The organism is Streptomyces sp. 130 (assembly GCF_007096885.1).
Taxonomy (GTDB): domain Bacteria; phylum Actinomycetota; class Actinomycetes; order Streptomycetales; family Streptomycetaceae; genus Streptomyces.
Window position 1 is genome coordinate 1 of sequence record NZ_VJNO01000057.1, and the last position, 17,435, is coordinate 17,435.

Sequence of the window (17,435 nt, forward strand, 5' to 3'; positions counted from 1 at the left end):
CCCCCCCCCCCCCCCCCCCCCCCCCCCCCCCCCCCCCCCCCCCCCCCCCCCCCCCCCCCCCCCCCCCCCCCCCCCACGGCCATGTCCGCCCCCACGCACCACCCAGGAGACCCGCCACCGTGCCCGAGGGACACACGATCCACCGCCTCGCCGCGGACCACCGCGAGCGCTTCGCCGGCCGGCCGGTGCGGGTGAGCAGCCCGCAGGGCAAGTTCTCCGACAGCGCCGCCCTGCTCGACGGCCACGTCCTGGACACGGCCGACGCCCACGGCAAGCACCTCTTCCTCTCCTTCGGCGACACCGGCTGGGTCCACATCCACCTCGGCCTCTTCGGCAAGCTGCACTTCGGCCCGGTGCCGGCCCCGCCGCCCACCGACACCGTCCGGCTGCGCCTGGTGAACGACGCGCACCACGCGGACCTGCGCGGCCCGACCACCTGCGCCCTGATCACGGACGCCGAGAAGCGCGCGATACACGACCGCCTCGGCCCCGACCCGCTGCGCGCCGGCGAGGACGGCGAACGCGCCTGGCAGCGGATCTCCCGCAGCCGGATCACCGTCGCCGCCCTGCTGATGGACCAGAAGGTCATCGCGGGCGTCGGCAACGTCTACCGGGCCGAGGTGCTGTTCCGGCACGGCATCGACCCGTACCGGGCGGGCAAGGACCTCACCCGGCGCGAGTGGGACGCGATCTGGGCGGACCTGGGCGCGCTGATGCGCGAGGGGGTACGGAACAACCGGATCGACACCGTCCGCCCCGAGCACCTGCCCGAGGCGATGGGCCGCCCGCCCCGCGTGGACGATCACGGCGGCGAGGTCTACGTCTACCGGCGCGCCCGCCAGGCCTGCCACATCTGCGGCACCGAGATCCGCACCGCCGGCCTGGCCGCCCGCAACCTCTTCTGGTGCCCCGGCTGCCAGTCCGCGTGATCCCCGCGCACGACCCGCGAGTACGGCACCGGCCGGGCCGATTTCGAACACATTGTCACGGGGTCCCCCTGCACCGGAGGCCGCCGGGTGGATAAGGTCCCCGCAATGGCCCGACGCGCAGGAGCAGAGACGTACCCGGCCCGATGGCGGAAATCGGCGCACCGGGTCTACATCACGCTGCGCCGGTCCGGGGTCGACTACTTCCGCGGCGACGGCTCCGACTGGATCGCCCTGGCCGGCCTCTTCCTGGTCATCCCGGTCATCACCTGCCTCACCCTGGTCGACCCGGTCTGGTGGGCGCCCACCATGCTCGTCCTGCCGATCGTCGCGGGCGGCCTGCTGCTGCGCCCCGCCAGCCTCCTCGGCCTGTACGCGGCGGCGGCCGTCGCCCTCATCGTGGAGTCGGTCCGGCTCGGTCCCTACGGGGACGGCCCGGCCAGGGTCACCCCCGGCACCGTGCTCACCGTCGCCGCCTGCGGGTTCTTCGGGCTGGTCCTCGCCCAGTTCCGCGCCCGGGTCGGGGTGCCCTGGCGGCGCGGCGGCACCATGCTCTTCGACCTGCGTGAACGCATCCGGGTCCAGAGCTCGCTGCCCCGCCTCCCGCAGGGCTGGCACCGCGAGATGGCGCTGCGCCCGGCCGGCGGGCAGTCCTTCTCCGGCGACTTCGTCGTCGCGGCCCGCACCCACGGTGGCCGCACCCTGGAAGCCGTCCTGACCGACGTCTCCGGCAAGGGCATGGACGCCGGGTCCCGCGCCCTGCTGCTGTCCGGCGCCTTCGGCGGGCTCCTGGGCTCGCTGCCCCCGCACGGCTTCCTGCCCGCCGCCAACGGCTATCTGCTGCGCCAGGACTGGGACGAGGGCTTCGCCACCTCGATCCACCTGGTCCTCGACCTGGAGACCGGCGACTACGAACTCCTCTCGGCGGGCCACCCGCCGGCCCTCCAGCTCCACGCCGGCAGCGGCCAGTGGGAGGAGAAGGCGGCGGAGGGCCCGCTGCTCGGGGTGTACGACGGCGCCGAGTTCGACCCGGTCAAGGGCCATCTCGCCCCCGGTGACGTGCTGATGCTGTTCACCGACGGACTGGTGGAGGCGTCCGACCGGGACATCGCGGAGGGCATCGACCGGCTCACCGGCGAGGCCGACCGCTACGTCAGCACCGGCTTCGAGGGCGCGGCCTGGCACCTGATCGAGGCGTGCGCCAAGGACGTCAACGACGACCGGGCGCTGCTGCTCCTGTCACGGAAGTCCTGAAGGTCCGAGCTCACGGACGTCCTGAACGTCCTGAGCCTACGGACGTCCTGAGCCGGCCCCGGCCGGAGCGGGCTCCCGGAGCGCCGGTTCCGGCTCGCCCGGCAGGAAGCGGGCCAGCCAGTGCGAGCGCCCGGCCGCCAGCGGCGCGAGGACCGCGAGGACCAGCACGTAACCCGCGATGAACGGGGAGAGCCGCTCGTCGAGGCCGGCGCCCGCCGCCATCGTGGCGAGGATCAGCGCGAACTCGCCGCGCGCCACCAGGGTGGTCGAGATGTTCGCGGTGGCCCGCGGTCCGAAGGCGTACACCTTGGCGGCGGCGATCCCGGCGCACACGTTCGTCGCGAGGGTGACCGCGACGGCGGCCAGCACCGGCCAGAGCACGGTGGGCAGGTCGCCCGGGTCGATGGAGAGCCCGAAGGCGAAGAAGAAGATCGCGCCGAACGCGTCGCGCAGCGGGTGCACCAGCTTGCGGATGCGCTCGCCCGACGACGTGCTGCCGAGCATCAGCCCGACCATGAAGGCGCCGATCGCGTCCGCGACGCCGAACCACTCCGAGATCCCGGCCACCAGGACGGCGGCCCCGAGGAAGGAGATGACCAGCAGTTCGTCGTCCTTGGTCCCGATCAGCTTGCCGACGACCCGGGTGCCGAACCGGGCGGCCAGGGCGAGCAGCAGCAGGAAGCCGAACGCCTTGCCGCCGTCGGTCACGGCCGCGGCGAGGCTGTCGGCGCCGGACAGGATGGGCTGGAGGGCCGCCAGGTACAGGGCGAGGAAGACGTCCTCCACGACGATGATCCCGAGGATCGGCCGGGTCTCCGGATTACCGATCCGCCCGAGGTCGACCAGGACCTTGGTGACGATGGCGGACGAGGAGATTCCGAGCACCCCGGCGAGGACCAGCGCCTCGGAGGTGCCCCAGCCGAGCGCGAAGCCGAAGCCGAGCCCGGCGCCGACGTTCAGGGCGAGATAGGTGCCCCCGGCGACCGCCATCCTGCGGCCGCCCGCCTTGAGGTCGTCCAGATGGAATTCCAGACCCAGATAGAAGAGGAGCAGCACCAGGCCGAGCGCGGAGAGCATCTCCAGGTCGTGCGGGTCGGCGACGAGGACGATGCCGGGGGTGTGCGGGCCGAGCAGGATTCCGGCCAGGATGAACAGGGGGATCGTGGGCAGTCCGATGCGGCGGCCGGCGCGGGCGAGGACCGCGGCGGCGAGGAAGGCGCCGCCCATGGCGATGAGTGTGTCTGCGTGTCCGATGAGCCTGGCCTTTCGAAGAGTCAAGAGATCGTCAAGGAATGGTCAGAAGTTAGTTTACCGAACGATTGACGTTGCAACTCTTCGGACCGCGGGGAGAGGTGCGCCTAGAGTCCTCGCCATGACCGCATCACACGCTCAGCTGACCCTCGCCGAGGTCGAGGCCCTGGCCCGCGAGGCCCACGCCGCCCAGCGGGACAAGGCCGGCCGCCCCTACACGGAACACCTCGCGGCCGTCGCGGAGGGCGTACGGAGCCGGGGCGGCAGCGACGAGCAGATCGCCGCGGCCTGGCTGCACGACGCGGTCGAGGACGACGCGCTGTCGGCCGAGTGGCTGGCCGGGGCCGCCCTGCCGCAGGCCGTCAAGGACATGGTGCTCGCCGTCACCAAGCGGGCGGGCGAGGAGCCGGAGGCGTACGCCCGGCGCATCCTGGCCACCCCCGGCGCCCTGCTGGTCAAGGAGGCCGACCTCGCCCACAACGCCGACCCGGCCCGCCTCGCGGTGCTGGAGCCGGCCGTGCGTACCCGGCTGACCGCGAAGTATGCGCGGGTACGGGAGCTGCTGGGGCTCACCGCACCGGATGCGCCCTCGCAGGGGCGGGATTGAGCCAACACCGCCCGTCGGCACCGCCCGCGGACACGACGAAGCCCGGCCGCCTGGGCCGGGCTTCGCAGGGCGTGCGGAGAGGTCAGGGTTTCGCGGCGTCCCGGGCGTCCCGGCGGAACGCCCAGTCCATGTCCGGCTCGGTCACACAGCGCAGGACGCGCCGCACCGGCGGGGTGCACAGCAAGGTGACGGCGGTGGAGGCGACCACGGTCACGATCACCAGGCCCGCCGGACCGACCAGCCACGCGTGGTCGTCGAAGATCCCCGCGTAGTCGGCGCCCTTCACCAGGAAGCCGTGCAGCAGGTAGCCGCAGATGGTGCCGGCGCCGAGCACCGTGAACCACATGTGGCGGCGCGGGACCAGCGCGAGGAATCCGGCCGTCAGCAGCGTCGCGCAGCCGAACATCGCCAGGGTCATCACCGCGCCCGACCACCACGGCGCCCCCATGTCCTGGGCGCTGGAGTCCCGCAGGAACCAGCCCAGCTGCATCCGGGGCGCCGCCCAGTACGCGAAGACCAGGGCCCCGGCGAAGAGCGGCAGTGCCAACAGCCGGGCCTCGCGGCGGCGGACCAGCTCGAAGTGCTCCGGCCTCAGCTGGAGTCCGAGCACGAAGAAGGGCAGGAACTGCAGGACGCGCGGCAGGTCGAGGTCGTCACCGATGCTGGGTGCGAGCGAGGCGAGAACGGCGATCACGAGCGAAACGGCCAGCGGATGGCGGAGGTTGCGCCAGACCGGTGTGGTGAGCCGCCAGATGAACAGGGCGGCCAGGAACCAGGTCAGGTACCAGGGGTCCAGCAGGCTGACGGCCGCGTCCGGCTGGTCGTTCGCGTACCGCCGGAACAGCGAGTACGCCGTCTCGAACACCACGTAGGGCACGGCGACCCCGGTGACGAGCCGCCTCACCTTCCTGGGGCTCAGGTCGAACGACCGGGAGAAATAGCCCGAGATGAGGATGAAGGCGGGCATGTGGAACGTGTAGACCACCATGTACAGCGCCCGGGCGGTCCGGCTCCCGTCCATGACCGGCACCCAGGAGTGCGCCACCGCGACGAGCACGATGGCGAGGTACTTGGCGTTGTCGAAGAAGGCGTCACGCTGCTTGGCCCCGCCGCTCCGGGCGGGCCGGTCCGCTGCTGGTCCGGGGGCCTTCGCGGTCGCCGTCGGCGCAGGGTGTCTGGGCTCCGCCTCCCCGGTCGCCGGGGGGAGTGTGGCCCTCTGCATTGCGTTCGGAGCGTGGGACATCTGAGGCACCCTAGACGTGTCGATTGCCATCCGTAAAACCGCCGTTGAATAGCGCGTCTTCCCTGCATATCAAATGGCAAACCAGCAGAATGTGCCCGTTATGACCTGTTTAATCCCCATCAAATGGGGCAAATTATCAGGCAGTTGACCGAAGTGAATTACCTCGCGTTCGACATCGAATTCGCCTGTGAATGAAGTGTGTGGATACGGAAACGATCATCGTCGCGCATTCCCGGAGACCGCGTGACCGGCCCCGGCCCGGCGGACGGTCCGTCCGGTCGGTGCACGGAGTCGACGCAAAAAGCCGGGGCACGGAGTCGGCGCACAGGGGGCACAAGGGGGCGCAGGATGGCGCGATATCGACAGGTCGATACGTCACCCGGCCACACCTCGGCGGGAGTTGGTGGCACGATGGAAGCGACGGAGGGTGCACGGCCGCACATCTCCGGGCCGGCAAGGCGGACCGACCGAGGGTGTGAGCAGTCGTGGCCATTTCGTTGTCTGTGGTGCTTCTGTTGGGGATCGTCCTGGTCGTCATGATCCGGAGCGGTTCCATCAAGACGGGCCCCGCGATCGTCGCGGCGCTCTTCGGCTTCTTCCTGGCGCCGACCGGCATGGGACCGTCGATCAACCGGTTCATGAACTCGATCATCGACTCGATAGGCCAGATCAACTTCTGAGCCGCCGGCCACGACGCGAAGGGCCCGGTCCACCGGACCGGGCCCTTCACGAATCGGAGCGGGCGACGGGAATCGAACCCGCGTAGCTAGTTTGGAAGACTAGGGCTCTACCATTGAGCTACGCCCGCACGGCACCGCAGGTCACGCGGACCTCGGCACGACAAGCATCGTAGCGGGTCGCGGGCGCTGCCCGCACACCCCTTGACGACCCCGGCCGACGTCCCCGCCGAAAGCGGCCGGAGCGGTGCCTTACTGCATGTACCCTACGTGTCGCACCGACGGGGTGTGGCGCAGCTTGGTAGCGCGTCCGCTTTGGGAGCGGAAGGTCGTCGGTTCGAATCCGGCCACCCCGACCACCGGCAAGACCGTGCGTGCAAGATCGCGTTGCGGGAGTTCTCCCCCTTGCCGTTACTATGCAAAATGCGTGCCCGTGTGTCTGATGTACCGGGCTCGGTCCGCGAAGCCGCCTCCTGTGCGGCGGAGCAGAACCCCAAGAAGTCAGCCACCAAGGAGACCGAACCGTGAAGAGCGCCGTGGAGACCCTGAACCCGACCCGGGTTCGGCTCAGCATCGAGGTGCCCTTCGAGGAGCTCAAGGACAGCCTCGACGCGGCGTACAAGAAGATCAACCAGCAGGTCACGGTGAAGGGGTTCCGCAAGGGCAAGATCCCCAGCCGGGTCATCGACCAGCGGTTCGGCCGTGGTGCTGTGCTGGAGGAGGCCGTCAACGACGCGCTCCCGAAGTTCTACACCGAGGCCGTCAACGAGGGTGAGCTCAACGTCCTCGGCCAGCCCGAGGTCGACATCACGGAGCTGAAGGACGGCGAGCTGCTGGCCTTCACCGCCGAGGTGGACGTGCGCCCCGAGATCGAGATCCCGGACTACTCCGGCATCGAGGTCACCGTCGACGCCGTCGAGGTCACCGACGAGGACGTCGAGAAGGCCGTCGAGCAGCTGCGCGGCCGCTTCGCCTCCACCAACCCGGTCGAGCGCGCCGCCGCCGAGGGCGACGTCGTCACGATCGACCTGGAGGCCAAGGTCGACGGTGAGGTCCTGGAGGACGGCGTGGCCGAGGGTGTCTCGTACACCATCGGTTCCGGCGAGCTCCTCGACGGCATCGACGACGCCGTGACCGGTCTCGAGGCCGGCGGCGAGGCCACCTTCACCTCGCAGCTGAAGGGCGGCTCCGCCGAGGGCAAGGACGCCGAGGTCACCGTCAAGGTCACCGCCGTCGCCGCCCGTGAGCTCCCCGAGCTGGACGACGACTTCGCCCAGATGGCCAGCGAGTTCGACACGCTGGAGGAGCTGAAGGCCGACAGCCGCAAGCGCCTGGAGAACACCAAGCAGTACGAGCAGGCCACCCAGGCCCAGGAGCGCGTCCTGGAGGAGCTGCTGAAGCTCGCCGAGGTCCCGATCCCGGAGAAGCTGCTCGCGGACGAGATCCAGACCCGCAAGCACAACCTGGAGCACCACCAGCTCGGCCAGATGGGCCTGACCCTCGACAAGTACCTGGAGATCCAGGGCAAGACCGCCGAGGAGTTCGAGACCGAGACCTCCGAGCAGGCCGTCAAGGGCATCAAGACCCAGTTCATCCTGGACGAGCTCGTCAACAAGGAGAAGCTGAACGTCAACCAGGAGGAGCTCACCGAGCACCTCATGCGGCGTGCCGCCTCCTCCGGCATGAGCCCGGACCAGTTCGCCCAGGCCGTCGTCGAGGGCGGCCAGGTGCCGATGCTCGTCGGCGAGGTCGCCCGCGGCAAGGCGCTCGCCGTCGTGGTCGAGGCCGCCAAGGTGGTCGACACCAACGGTGAGGTCGTCGACCTGGAGGACGACGAGGAGGAGACCACGGAGGCCGAGGCCACCGAGGCCGCCGCCACCGACTCCGAGGAGAAGACCGAGGCCTGAGCCTCGCGCTGACCCCCGCGACGGGCTCCGGACGCCACCGCGTCCGGAGCCCTTCGTCGTACCGGCGGACGTGACGCCACAACCCTTGTGCCAGCTGCGGACCTTGCGCTCCCAGCGAACAGTCGCGGAAGCGGGATGGCGTTGTTCCACCTGCGCGTTAGGGTCCATGAAGAGGAAGGGTCGGGTAGTCCCGGCCCACCCGGTACGAAGACGCTGAGACGGCCGGAGCCGTCAGAGACGAGCAGGTGGATACGTGACGAATCTGATGCCCTACGCCGCCGGAGAGCCGTCCCTCGGTGGTGGCCTCGGTGACCAGGTCTACAGCCGGCTGCTCGGCGAGCGCATCATCTTCCTCGGCCAGCAGGTGGACGATGAGATCGCCAACAAGATCACCGCGCAGCTGCTCCTCCTCGCGGCCGAGCCCGAGAAGGACATCTACCTCTACATCAACAGCCCCGGCGGTTCGGTGACGGCCGGCATGGCGGTCTACGACACCATGCAGTACATCCCGAACGACGTCGTCACCATCGGTATGGGCATGGCGGCCTCCATGGGCCAGTTCCTGCTCACCGGCGGCACCGCCGGCAAGCGCTTCGCGCTCCCGAACACCGACATCCTCATGCACCAGGGTTCGGCCGGCATCGGCGGCACGGCCTCGGACATCAAGATCCAGGCCCAGTACCTGCTGCGCACCAAGCAGCGCATGGCGGAGATCACCGCCCGCCACTCCGGCCAGACCGTGGAGACGATCATCCGCGACGGCGACCGCGACCGCTGGTACACCGCGGAGGAGGCCAAGGAGTACGGCCTCATTGACGAGATCATCTCGATCGCGTCGGGCGTTCCGGGCGGCGGCGGCACCGGCGCCTGATCCGGACCCCCGGACAGCGCCCGTACCGCACCGCATCTCTCGTACGCCGAGACACCCAGCCACAGAACGCCACCAGGATGGTGAACACCCACATGAACAACTTCCCCGGCGCCTCCGCGAGCGGCCTCTACACGGGCCCGCAGGTGGACAACCGCTACATCGTCCCGCGCTTCGTGGAGCGCACCTCGCAGGGCGTGCGCGAGTACGACCCGTACGCGAAGCTCTTCGAGGAGCGCGTGATCTTCCTCGGCGTGCAGATCGACGACGCGTCCGCCAACGACGTCATGGCGCAGCTGCTGTGCCTGGAGTCGATGGACCCGGACCGGGACATCTCCATCTACATCAACAGCCCCGGCGGCTCGTTCACCGCGCTCACCGCGATCTACGACACGATGCAGTTCGTGAAGCCGGACATCCAGACGGTCTGCATGGGCCAGGCGGCCTCCGCCGCCGCGGTCCTGCTCGCCGCCGGCACCCCGGGCAAGCGCATGGCCCTGCCCAACGCCCGCGTGCTGATCCACCAGCCGTCCTCGCAGACCGGCCGCGAGCAGCTCTCCGACCTGGAGATCGCGGCCAACGAGATCCTGCGCATGCGGACCCAGCTGGAGGAGCTGCTGGCCAAGCACTCCACCACGCCGATCGAGAAGATCCGCGACGACATCGAGCGCGACAAGATCCTCACCGCCGAGGACTCCCTGGCCTACGGCCTGGTCGACCAGATCGTGTCGACCCGCAAGAGCGCGGCCGGCGCGCTCGCCTGACCCGCCCCGGCCCCTTGGCACGGCTGAGGCACCCGGCTCCGGCCGTGTGAACCGTGCCAAGGGGGGCCCGTACGGGGGGCCGGGCAAGGTACCGTCGGATAGAGGCACAGGAGCCGCTGAACCAGGCGTCTCCCAGGCGAAGGGGAAGCACCTCGTGGCACGCATCGGTGATGGCGGCGACCTGCTCAAGTGCTCGTTCTGCGGAAAGAGCCAGAAGCAGGTGAAGAAGCTCATCGCGGGTCCCGGTGTGTACATCTGCGACGAGTGCATCGATCTCTGCAACGAGATCATCGAGGAGGAGCTCGCCGAGACGAGCGAGGTCCGCTGGGAAGAGCTTCCCAAGCCCCGCGAGATCTACGAGTTCCTTGAGGGGTACGTCGTCGGGCAGGAGCCCGCGAAGAAGGCCCTCTCGGTCGCTGTGTACAACCACTACAAGCGGGTCCAGGCCGGCGAGAACGGCGGCGGGGCGGGCCGCGACGACGCGATCGAGCTCGCCAAGTCCAACATCCTGCTGCTGGGCCCCACCGGCTCCGGCAAGACGCTGCTCGCGCAGACGCTGGCCCGCATGCTCAACGTCCCGTTCGCCATCGCGGACGCGACGGCGCTGACGGAGGCCGGCTATGTCGGCGAGGACGTCGAGAACATCCTGCTGAAGCTGATCCAGGCCGCCGACTACGACGTCAAGAAGGCCGAGACCGGGATCATCTACATCGACGAGATCGACAAGGTCGCCCGCAAGAGCGAGAACCCGTCGATCACCCGTGACGTCTCCGGCGAGGGCGTCCAGCAGGCCCTGCTGAAGATCCTGGAGGGCACCACCGCCTCCGTGCCGCCCCAGGGCGGCCGCAAGCACCCGCACCAGGAGTTCATCCAGATCGACACGACGAACGTGCTGTTCATCGTGGGCGGCGCCTTCTCCGGCCTGGAGAAGATCATCGAGTCCCGGGCCGGCGCCAAGGGCATCGGCTTCGGCGCCACGATCCGCTCCAAGCGGGAGATCCAGGCCAGCGACCAGTTCCAGGAGGTCATGCCGGAGGACCTGGTGAAGTTCGGGATGATCCCCGAGTTCATCGGCCGCCTCCCCGTCCTGACCTCGGTCCACAACCTCGACCGCGAGGCCCTGCTCCAGATCCTCATCGAGCCGCGCAACGCCCTGGTCAAGCAGTACCAGCGGCTGTTCGAACTCGACGGCGTGGAGCTGGACTTCGAGCGCGAGGCGCTGGAGGCCATCGCCGACCAGGCGATCCTGCGCCAGACCGGCGCGCGCGGCCTGCGCGCGATCATGGAGGAGGTCCTCCAGTCGGTGATGTACGAGGTCCCGTCCCGCAAGGACGTCGCCCGCGTCGTCATCACCGCCGACGTGGTCCGCAACAACGTCAACCCGACGCTGGTCCCGCGCGAGCCGCGCACGATCGGCAAGGGCGACGAGGGCCGCCACGAGAAGTCCGCGTAACGCGGTGCGGTAGACGTACGTACGCGAAGGGGCGCCCGGCCGGAGGAACCGGCGGGCGCCCCTTCGTGCTGCCGCGGGTCAGATCTTGGTGCGGGAGCTGTTGTAGAGCTTGGCGGCGAGGTCTGCCACGTCCTCGGTCGGCATGCTCTTGTTGGTCATGGCCGCGCCGAGGTCGATGGCGAAGACGATGCCGACGGTGCTGTAGTCGGCCCAGATGCAGACGGGGGTGTTGAGCTCCTTCGGACCCTTCTGCACCGAGCCGTCGGCGTCCTTGTTGATCGTCTTCAGGGTCTGGCACTTCATCAGGGCGCCGTCGAAGCCCTTGGGGGAGACGCTCTCGGGCGAGCCGACGAGTGAGACCTCGCTGTCGTCGTCGCCCTCGTCCTTGCCCATCTCCTCCTTGGCGCTCGCGAACGCGGCGTCGACGGTCTTCGCCGGGTCCTCGACCTCGCCCCAGACGCCCTTCAGCATGAGCATCTTCGCCGTGAGCGGGTTCTTCTCGATGTCCCCGCTGGCGTAGCTGGCGCTGGCCTCGTTGGGCGACTTGACGCCCATCGCCTCGGTCTCGGTCTTGTCCTTGCCGGTCAGCGGGCCGGACTTGTTGTCGGAGGCGCTGCTGTCCCGCTTGTAGTCGTCCACCGTCTCCGGCGGCGTCAGCTTGTAGCCCTTGGTGGAGGACGCGACGGAGGAACTGCCGCTGTCCGAGGTGAAGAAGTACACCCCGCCCGCCACGACCGCCAGCGCCACGACCGCCGCCGCCACGATCAGGCCCGTCTTCTTCTTCTGCGGGGCCGGCGGGGGGAAGCCCGGCTGCTGCCCGTAGACCGGCTGGCCGCCGTACGGCGGGGTGGGCGGCTGCTGCCCGTACGGGCCCGGCTGCTGCGCCTGCGGGTAGCCGTAACCCGGCTGGGGCTGCTGCTGGGGCGGGACGCCCTGGGGGGCCTGCTGCGGGTAGCCGTAGCCGGGCTGGCCCTGCGGCGGCTGACCGCCGTACGGGCCCGGCTGCTGGCCGTACGGTCCGGGCTGGCCCTGCGGCGGCTGGCCACCGTACGGCCCCGGCTGGTTGTAGCTCATCTGCGGTGTCCCCTGTTCGTGATACTTACGCGTTGCGAACATCCTGACGGAAGGCACGCGCGGGCGGGCCACCGGGAGGCACACCGTTACGGAACAAACCGGTTTCGGGGCACTCCCGTGACGGCTCTAAACTGTCCGCGTGACCGAGAACCCAGCGCAGCAGCAAGCCAGCACCCCCGAACTGCCGACCCAGTACACGCCGGCCGAGGTAGAGGGGAAGCTGTACGAGCGCTGGGTAGAACGCGGGTACTTCGAGGCGGACGCCAAGAGCGACAAGCCGCCGTTCACGATCGTCATCCCGCCGCCGAACGTCACGGGGGCCCTGCACCTGGGGCACGCCTTCCAGGTCACGCTCATGGACGCCCTCACGCGCCGCAAGCGCATGCAGGGCTACGAGACGCTGTGGCTGCCCGGCATGGACCACGCGGGCATCGCCACGCAGAACAAGGTCGAGCAGCAGCTCGCCGAGGAGGGCAAGTCCCGGCACGACATCGGCCGTGAGGCCTTCGTCGCCAAGACCTGGCAGTGGAAGGAGGAGTACGGCGGCCGGATCCTCGGCCAGCTGCGACGCCTCGGAGCCGGTCTGGACTGGTCGCGCGAGCGCTTCACCATGGACGAGGGACTGTCCGAGGCCGTCCAGACGATCTTCAAGAACCTCTACGACGACGGGCTGATCTACCGCGCCGAGCGCATCATCAACTGGTGCCCGCGCTGTCTGACCGCCATCTCCGACATCGAGGTCGACTACCAGGACGACGACGGCGAGCTGGTCTCGCTGAAGTACGGCGAGGGCGACGAGAGCGTCGTCGTCGCCACCACCCGCGTCGAGACGATGCTCGGTGACACCGCCGTCGCCGTCCACCCCGACGACGAGCGCTACGCCCACCTCATCGGCAAGCGGATCAAGCTGCCGCTCACCGACCGGACCATCCCGGTCGTCGCCGACGCCCATGTCGACCCCGAGTTCGGTACCGGCGCGGTCAAGGTCACCCCGGCCCACGACCCGAACGACTTCGCCATCGGGCAGCGGCACGGGCTCGACATGCTCACGATCATGGACGAGCGGGCCATCATCACGGTGCCCGGCCCGTTCCAGGGGCTGGACCGCTTCGAGGCCCGGTCCGCCATCGTCGAGGCCATGCGCGACCAGGGGCGCGTCGTCGCCGAGAAGCGCCCGTACACGCACGCCGTCGGCCACTGCTCGCGCTGCAAGACGACCGTCGAGCCCCGGCTCTCCCTGCAGTGGTGGGTCAAGGTCGAGACGCTCGCCAGGGCCGCCGGCGACGCGGTCCGCGACGGCCGGGTCGTGCTCCACCCCAAGGAGATGGAGAAGCGGTACTTCGACTGGGTCGACAACCTCAACGACTGGTGCATCTCGCGCCAGTTGTGGTGGGGCCACCGCATCCCGGTCTGGTACGGCCCCGAGGGTCAGGTCGTCTGCGTCGGCCCCGGCGAGGAGCCCCCGAGCGGCGAGGGCTGGACCCAGGACGAGGACGTCCTCGACACCTGGTTCTCCTCCGGTCTGTGGCCCTTCTCCACGCTGGGCTGGCCCGAGGAGACCCCGGACCTGGCGAAGTTCTACTCGACCGACGTCCTGCTCACCGGCCACGACATCATCTTCTTCTGGGTCGTCCGGATGATGATGTTCGGCCTGTACGCCATGGACGGTGAGGTCCCGTTCAAGACGGTCGCGCTGACCGGCCTGGTGCGCGACGAGTTCGGCAAGAAGATGTCGAAGTCCAACCCCAACGCCGTCGACCCGATCGACTGGATGGACGCGTACGGCTCCGACGCCGTCCGCTTCACGCTGGCCAACGGTGCCAACCCGGGCGCGGACGTGCCGATCGGCGAGGACTGGGTCAAGGCGTCCCGCAACTTCGCCAACAAGATCTGGAACGCGACCCGCTTCGCGCTCATGAACGGCGCCACCGTCCAGGGCGAACTGCCCTCCGCCGACGAGATGTCCGCGGCCGACCGGTGGATCCTCTCGCGCCTCAACAAGGTCGTCGCCCAGGCCGACGCCTACTACGACGACTACCAGTTCGCCAAGCTGGCCGACGTCCTCTACCACTTCGCGTGGGACGAGGTCTTCGACTGGTACGTCGAGCTGTCGAAGACGACGTTCTTCGCGGGCGGCGACGGGGCCCGGGTCTCGGCGCGCGTCCTCGGTGAGGTCCTGGACAAGCTGCTGCGCCTGCTGCACCCCGTCGTCCCCTTCGTCACCGAGACCCTGTGGACCGCGCTCACCGGCCGCGAGTCCGTCGTGATCGCGGACTGGCCCAAGGACTCCGGCTTCCGCGACGACGCCGCCGAGCGGGAGATCGAGCTCGTCCAGCAGGTCGTCACCGAGGTCCGCCGCTTCCGCTCCGACCAGGGCCTCCAGCCCGGCCAGAAGGTTCCGGCCGAGCTGACCCTGTCCGGCACCCCGCTCGCCCCGCACGAGGCGGCCATGCGGCAGCTGCTGAGGCTCCAGCCGGCCGGGGACGGCTTCCAGGCCACCGCCTCGCTCCCCGTCGCCGGGGCGACCGTCGCGCTGGACCTGTCGGGCACGATCGACGTGGCCGCGGAGCGCAAGCGGCTGACGAAGGACCTGGAGGCGGCGAAGAAGGAGGTCGCCCAGGCGGGCGCCAAGCTCGGCAACGAGGCGTTCCTCGCCAAGGCCCCGGACAACGTGGTCGACAAGATCCGCGGCCGGCTCGCGAAGGCGGAGGCCGACATCGAGCGGATCACCGGTCAGCTGGCGGCCCTCCCGCAGAGCTGAGACGACGACCCGGAGCCCCCGCCCCCCTCACCCGAGGGGCGCGGGGGCTCCGGCGTGTCCGGCCCCCGGGCGGCTGCGCGCGATGTCCGCGGCCATCCGTAGACTGGGGCCCGTGAGTGAGCCCCGCCCCGACCGGCCCGACGCGTCCGACCCCGACGACACCTTCGCGGAGATCGTGGACGAAGCGACCCAGCGCGACCCCGACCTGGCGGTGATCGAGGCCGGGAGCCGCACGCTTCGCGCCGCCTCCGGGCCGCCCCGCGCCGAGGAGCTCCCCGCCCGGCCCGCCGACCCCGAGGTCGACAAGGCGCTGCGCGCGGTGGAGCAGGAGCTCGCCGGCCGCTGGGGCGAGACCAAGCTGGAGCCGTCCGTCACGCGCATCGCCGCCCTGATGGACGTCCTCGGCGAGCCGCAGCGCGCGTACCCCTCGATCCACATCACCGGCACCAACGGCAAGACGAGCACCGCCCGCATGATCGAGGCCCTGCTCGGCGCCTTCGACCTGCGCACCGGCCGCTACACCTCGCCGCACGTCCAGTCGATCACCGAGCGGATCAGCCTGGACGGCGCCCCGGTGGACCCGGAGCGGTTCATCTCCACGTACGAGGACGTCAAGCCGTACGTCGAGATGGTCGACGCCCAGCAGCCCTACCGGCTGTCCTTCTTCGAGGTGCTGACCGGCATGGCGTACGCGGCCTTCGCCGACGCGCCGGTCGACGTCGCCGTGGTCGAGGTCGGCATGGGCGGCACCTGGGACGCGACCAACGTCATCGACGCCTCCGTCGCCGTCGTCACCCCCATCTCGCTGGACCACACCGACCGCCTCGGCAACACCCCGGGCGAGATCGCGACCGAGAAGTCCGGGATCATCAAGCGGGGCGCCACGGTCATCCTGGCCCAGCAGCCCGTCGACGCCGCCCAGGTCATGCTGAAGAAGGCCGTCGAGGCCGACGCCACCGTCGCCCGCGAGGGCATGGAGTTCGGCGTGGTCTCCCGCGAGATCGCGGTCGGCGGCCAGCTGCTGACCCTGCGCGGCCTCGGCGGCGAGTACGACAACATCTTCCTCCCGCTGTACGGCGCCCACCAGGCGCACAACGCGGTGGTGGCGCTCTGCGCGGTCGAGGCGTTCTTCGGCGTCGGCGCCGAGCAGCCCGGCGCGCTGGACGCCGACATCGTGCGCGCCGCGTTCGCCTCGGTGGTCTCGCCCGGCCGCCTCGAAGTCGTCCGCTCCAGCCCGACCGTCGTCCTGGACGCGGCGCACAACCCGGCGGGCGCCCGCGCCACCGCCGAGGGCCTGTCCGAGGCGTTCGGCTTCTCCCGGCTGATCGGGGTGGTCGGCGCCAGCGGCGACAAGGACGTGCGGGGGCTCCTGGAAGCCTTCGAGCCGATCTTCGCCGAGGTCGTCGTCACCCAGAACTCCACCGAGCGCGCCATGGACGCCGACGCCCTCGCGGCCGTCGCCGTCGAGGTCTTCGGCCACGACCGGGTGCAGGTCGAACCCCGGCTGGACGACGCGCTGGAGGCGGCGATCACCCTCGCCGAGGAAGAGGACGAGTACGCGGGCGCCGGAGTCCTGGTGACCGGTTCCGTGATCACGGTCGGCGAGGCCCGGCTGCTCCTGGGAAGGCGCTGACCATGCGCATGCTCTGCGCGTCCACGCTGATCGGCGAGTTCTTCGTGATCGGGTTCGCCGGACTCGTCGCGATGAAGTCTGACGACCTGACGAACGCCACGGTCTGGACGGTGTGCGGCATCGGGATGCTCCTGTCCGTGCTGCTCTGCGGCATGCTCGGCCGGCCCGGGGGCGTCCAGCTCGGCTGGGTGCTCCAGGTCGCGCTGGTGGCGAGCGGCTTCGTGATCCCGGTGATGTTCATCCTGGGCATCGCCTTCGGCGCGCTGTGGTGGGCCTCGGTGCACTACGGCCGCCGGATCGACGAGGTGAAGGCCCGCTGGGCGGCGGCCCAGGCCGAGACCGACCCGGCCTGACCGCGCCCACCACGGCAAACCCGGCGGCGGGCCCGTCGCCGGGCCCCTGTAATGTCGCCTCACCGCACCCGTATGCCTGCAAGGAGCCGCACATGACCCAGCGCACCCTCGTTCTTCTCAAGCCCGACGCCGTCCGTCGCGGTCTGGTCGGCGAGATCGTCGGCCGCATCGAGCGCAAGGCCGGCTGGAAGATCACAGCGCTGGAGCTGCGTACCCTGGACCGCGCCACGCTGGAGCAGCACTACGCCGAGCACGTGGGCCGCCCCTTCTACGAGCCGCTGGTCGAGTTCATGCAGTCGGGCCCGATCGTCGCCCTGGTGGCCGAAGGCGAGCGGGTCATCGAGGGCGTCCGCGCGCTGGCCGGGCCCACCGACCCGATCGCCGCCGCGCCCGGCTCGATCCGCGGTGACTTCGGCACGATCACCCGGGAGAACCTCATCCACGCCTCGGACTCCGAGGAGTCCGCGGAGCGGGAAATGAAACTGTTCTTCCCCGGCCTTTCCTGAACCCGGCTCAGCCGAACAGCGCTCGCGACCTGGGGCGACCGAATTAATTCGGTCGCCCTTCGGCATAGGGTGTCCGATCGCGGGAACGCATCCCCCCGACGTAACGTCACCATGAGTGGAACGGCCACCCGTTCTGCCCAGCAAGGCGGCGTACCCTC

Annotated in this window: 15 protein-coding genes and 2 tRNA genes; 13 read left to right on the forward strand and 4 right to left on the reverse strand. The window is 70.1% G+C overall.

The annotated features are described in order from the left end of the window. Nucleotides 1-119: 119 nt before the first annotated feature. Nucleotides 120-929, forward strand: a complete 810-nt coding sequence (locus FKN01_RS30310) for an Fpg/Nei family DNA glycosylase (protein ID WP_143625863.1) — start codon at nt 120-122, stop codon at nt 927-929. Between the two features lie 105 nt (nt 930-1,034). Further along, nucleotides 1,035-2,180 carry a PP2C family protein-serine/threonine phosphatase gene (locus FKN01_RS30315; RefSeq protein ID WP_143625864.1) on the forward strand — a complete coding sequence of 382 codons (1,146 nt, stop codon included), beginning with the start codon at nt 1,035-1,037 and terminating at the stop codon, nt 2,178-2,180. 36 nt (nt 2,181-2,216) lie between these two features. Here the strand turns inward: FKN01_RS30315 and FKN01_RS30320 are convergent, their stop codons facing one another. Beyond that, entirely contained in the window at nt 2,217-3,407 is a 1,191-nt protein-coding gene (locus FKN01_RS30320) for a cation:proton antiporter (protein ID WP_143625865.1), read from the reverse strand. A gap of 145 nt (nt 3,408-3,552) precedes the next feature. Between FKN01_RS30320 and FKN01_RS30325 the strand changes: the two genes are divergently transcribed. Further along, nucleotides 3,553-4,038 (forward strand): HD domain-containing protein, encoded by a 486-nt coding sequence (locus FKN01_RS30325; RefSeq protein ID WP_143625866.1) that lies wholly within the window; start codon nt 3,553-3,555, stop codon nt 4,036-4,038. A gap of 82 nt (nt 4,039-4,120) precedes the next feature. On the opposite strand, the gene FKN01_RS30330 is transcribed toward FKN01_RS30325, so the two are convergent. Continuing rightward, nucleotides 4,121-5,281 carry an acyltransferase family protein gene (locus tag FKN01_RS30330; RefSeq protein ID WP_185993055.1) on the reverse strand — a complete coding sequence of 387 codons (1,161 nt, stop codon included), beginning with the start codon at nt 5,279-5,281 and terminating at the stop codon, nt 4,121-4,123. A gap of 485 nt (nt 5,282-5,766) precedes the next feature. Between FKN01_RS30330 and FKN01_RS30335 the strand changes: the two genes are divergently transcribed. Next, nucleotides 5,767-5,961 carry a hypothetical protein gene (locus FKN01_RS30335; RefSeq protein WP_143625868.1) on the forward strand — a complete coding sequence of 65 codons (195 nt, stop codon included), beginning with the start codon at nt 5,767-5,769 and terminating at the stop codon, nt 5,959-5,961. A gap of 57 nt (nt 5,962-6,018) precedes the next feature. Here the strand turns inward: FKN01_RS30335 and FKN01_RS30340 are convergent. After that, nucleotides 6,019-6,089, reverse strand: a tRNA-Gly gene (locus FKN01_RS30340). A gap of 151 nt (nt 6,090-6,240) precedes the next feature. Here FKN01_RS30340 and FKN01_RS30345 point away from each other — a divergent pair. The 5 genes from FKN01_RS30345 to clpX all read left to right on the forward strand — a co-directional run bounded on the left by FKN01_RS30345 (nt 6,241) and on the right by clpX (nt 10,950). Continuing rightward, nucleotides 6,241-6,317, forward strand: a tRNA-Pro gene (locus tag FKN01_RS30345). A gap of 165 nt (nt 6,318-6,482) precedes the next feature. Then, nucleotides 6,483-7,865 carry a trigger factor gene (gene tig, locus FKN01_RS30350; protein WP_143625869.1) on the forward strand — a complete coding sequence of 461 codons (1,383 nt, stop codon included), beginning with the start codon at nt 6,483-6,485 and terminating at the stop codon, nt 7,863-7,865. A gap of 265 nt (nt 7,866-8,130) precedes the next feature. Continuing rightward, complete coding sequence (locus FKN01_RS30355) at nt 8,131-8,736, forward strand: ATP-dependent Clp protease proteolytic subunit (RefSeq protein WP_185993056.1); 606 nt, start codon at nt 8,131-8,133, stop codon at nt 8,734-8,736. A gap of 77 nt (nt 8,737-8,813) precedes the next feature. After that, entirely contained in the window at nt 8,814-9,497 is a 684-nt protein-coding gene (locus FKN01_RS30360; RefSeq protein WP_018518168.1) for an ATP-dependent Clp protease proteolytic subunit, read from the forward strand. A gap of 154 nt (nt 9,498-9,651) precedes the next feature. After that, the gene (clpX, locus tag FKN01_RS30365; RefSeq protein ID WP_018103185.1) at nt 9,652-10,950 is read left to right on the forward strand and encodes an ATP-dependent Clp protease ATP-binding subunit ClpX; all 1,299 of its coding nucleotides are present in this window, start codon (nt 9,652-9,654) and stop codon (nt 10,948-10,950) included. Between the two features lie 78 nt (nt 10,951-11,028). Here the strand turns inward: clpX and FKN01_RS30370 are convergent, their stop codons facing one another. Then, complete coding sequence (locus FKN01_RS30370; protein ID WP_143625870.1) at nt 11,029-12,024, reverse strand: hypothetical protein; 996 nt, start codon at nt 12,022-12,024, stop codon at nt 11,029-11,031. 139 nt (nt 12,025-12,163) lie between these two features. Between FKN01_RS30370 and FKN01_RS30375 the strand changes: the two genes are divergently transcribed. From FKN01_RS30375 to ndk, 4 genes are all read left to right on the forward strand, one after another. Continuing rightward, the gene (locus FKN01_RS30375; RefSeq protein WP_143625871.1) at nt 12,164-14,785 is read left to right on the forward strand and encodes a valine--tRNA ligase; all 2,622 of its coding nucleotides are present in this window, start codon (nt 12,164-12,166) and stop codon (nt 14,783-14,785) included. A 112-nt stretch (nt 14,786-14,897) separates the two neighbouring features. Beyond that, on the forward strand, nt 14,898-16,418 hold the full coding sequence (locus FKN01_RS30380; RefSeq protein WP_143625872.1) for a folylpolyglutamate synthase/dihydrofolate synthase family protein: 1,521 nt from the start codon (nt 14,898-14,900) through the stop codon (nt 16,416-16,418). A 2-nt stretch (nt 16,419-16,420) separates the two neighbouring features. Beyond that, a complete protein-coding gene (locus tag FKN01_RS30385; RefSeq protein WP_143625873.1) occupies nt 16,421-16,771 on the forward strand; it encodes a DUF4233 domain-containing protein in 351 nt (116 codons plus the stop codon). Between the two features lie 92 nt (nt 16,772-16,863). Next, nucleotides 16,864-17,277, forward strand: a complete 414-nt coding sequence (ndk, locus tag FKN01_RS30390; protein ID WP_018103190.1) for a nucleoside-diphosphate kinase — start codon at nt 16,864-16,866, stop codon at nt 17,275-17,277. The last annotated feature ends 158 nt before the right edge of the window (nt 17,278-17,435 follow it).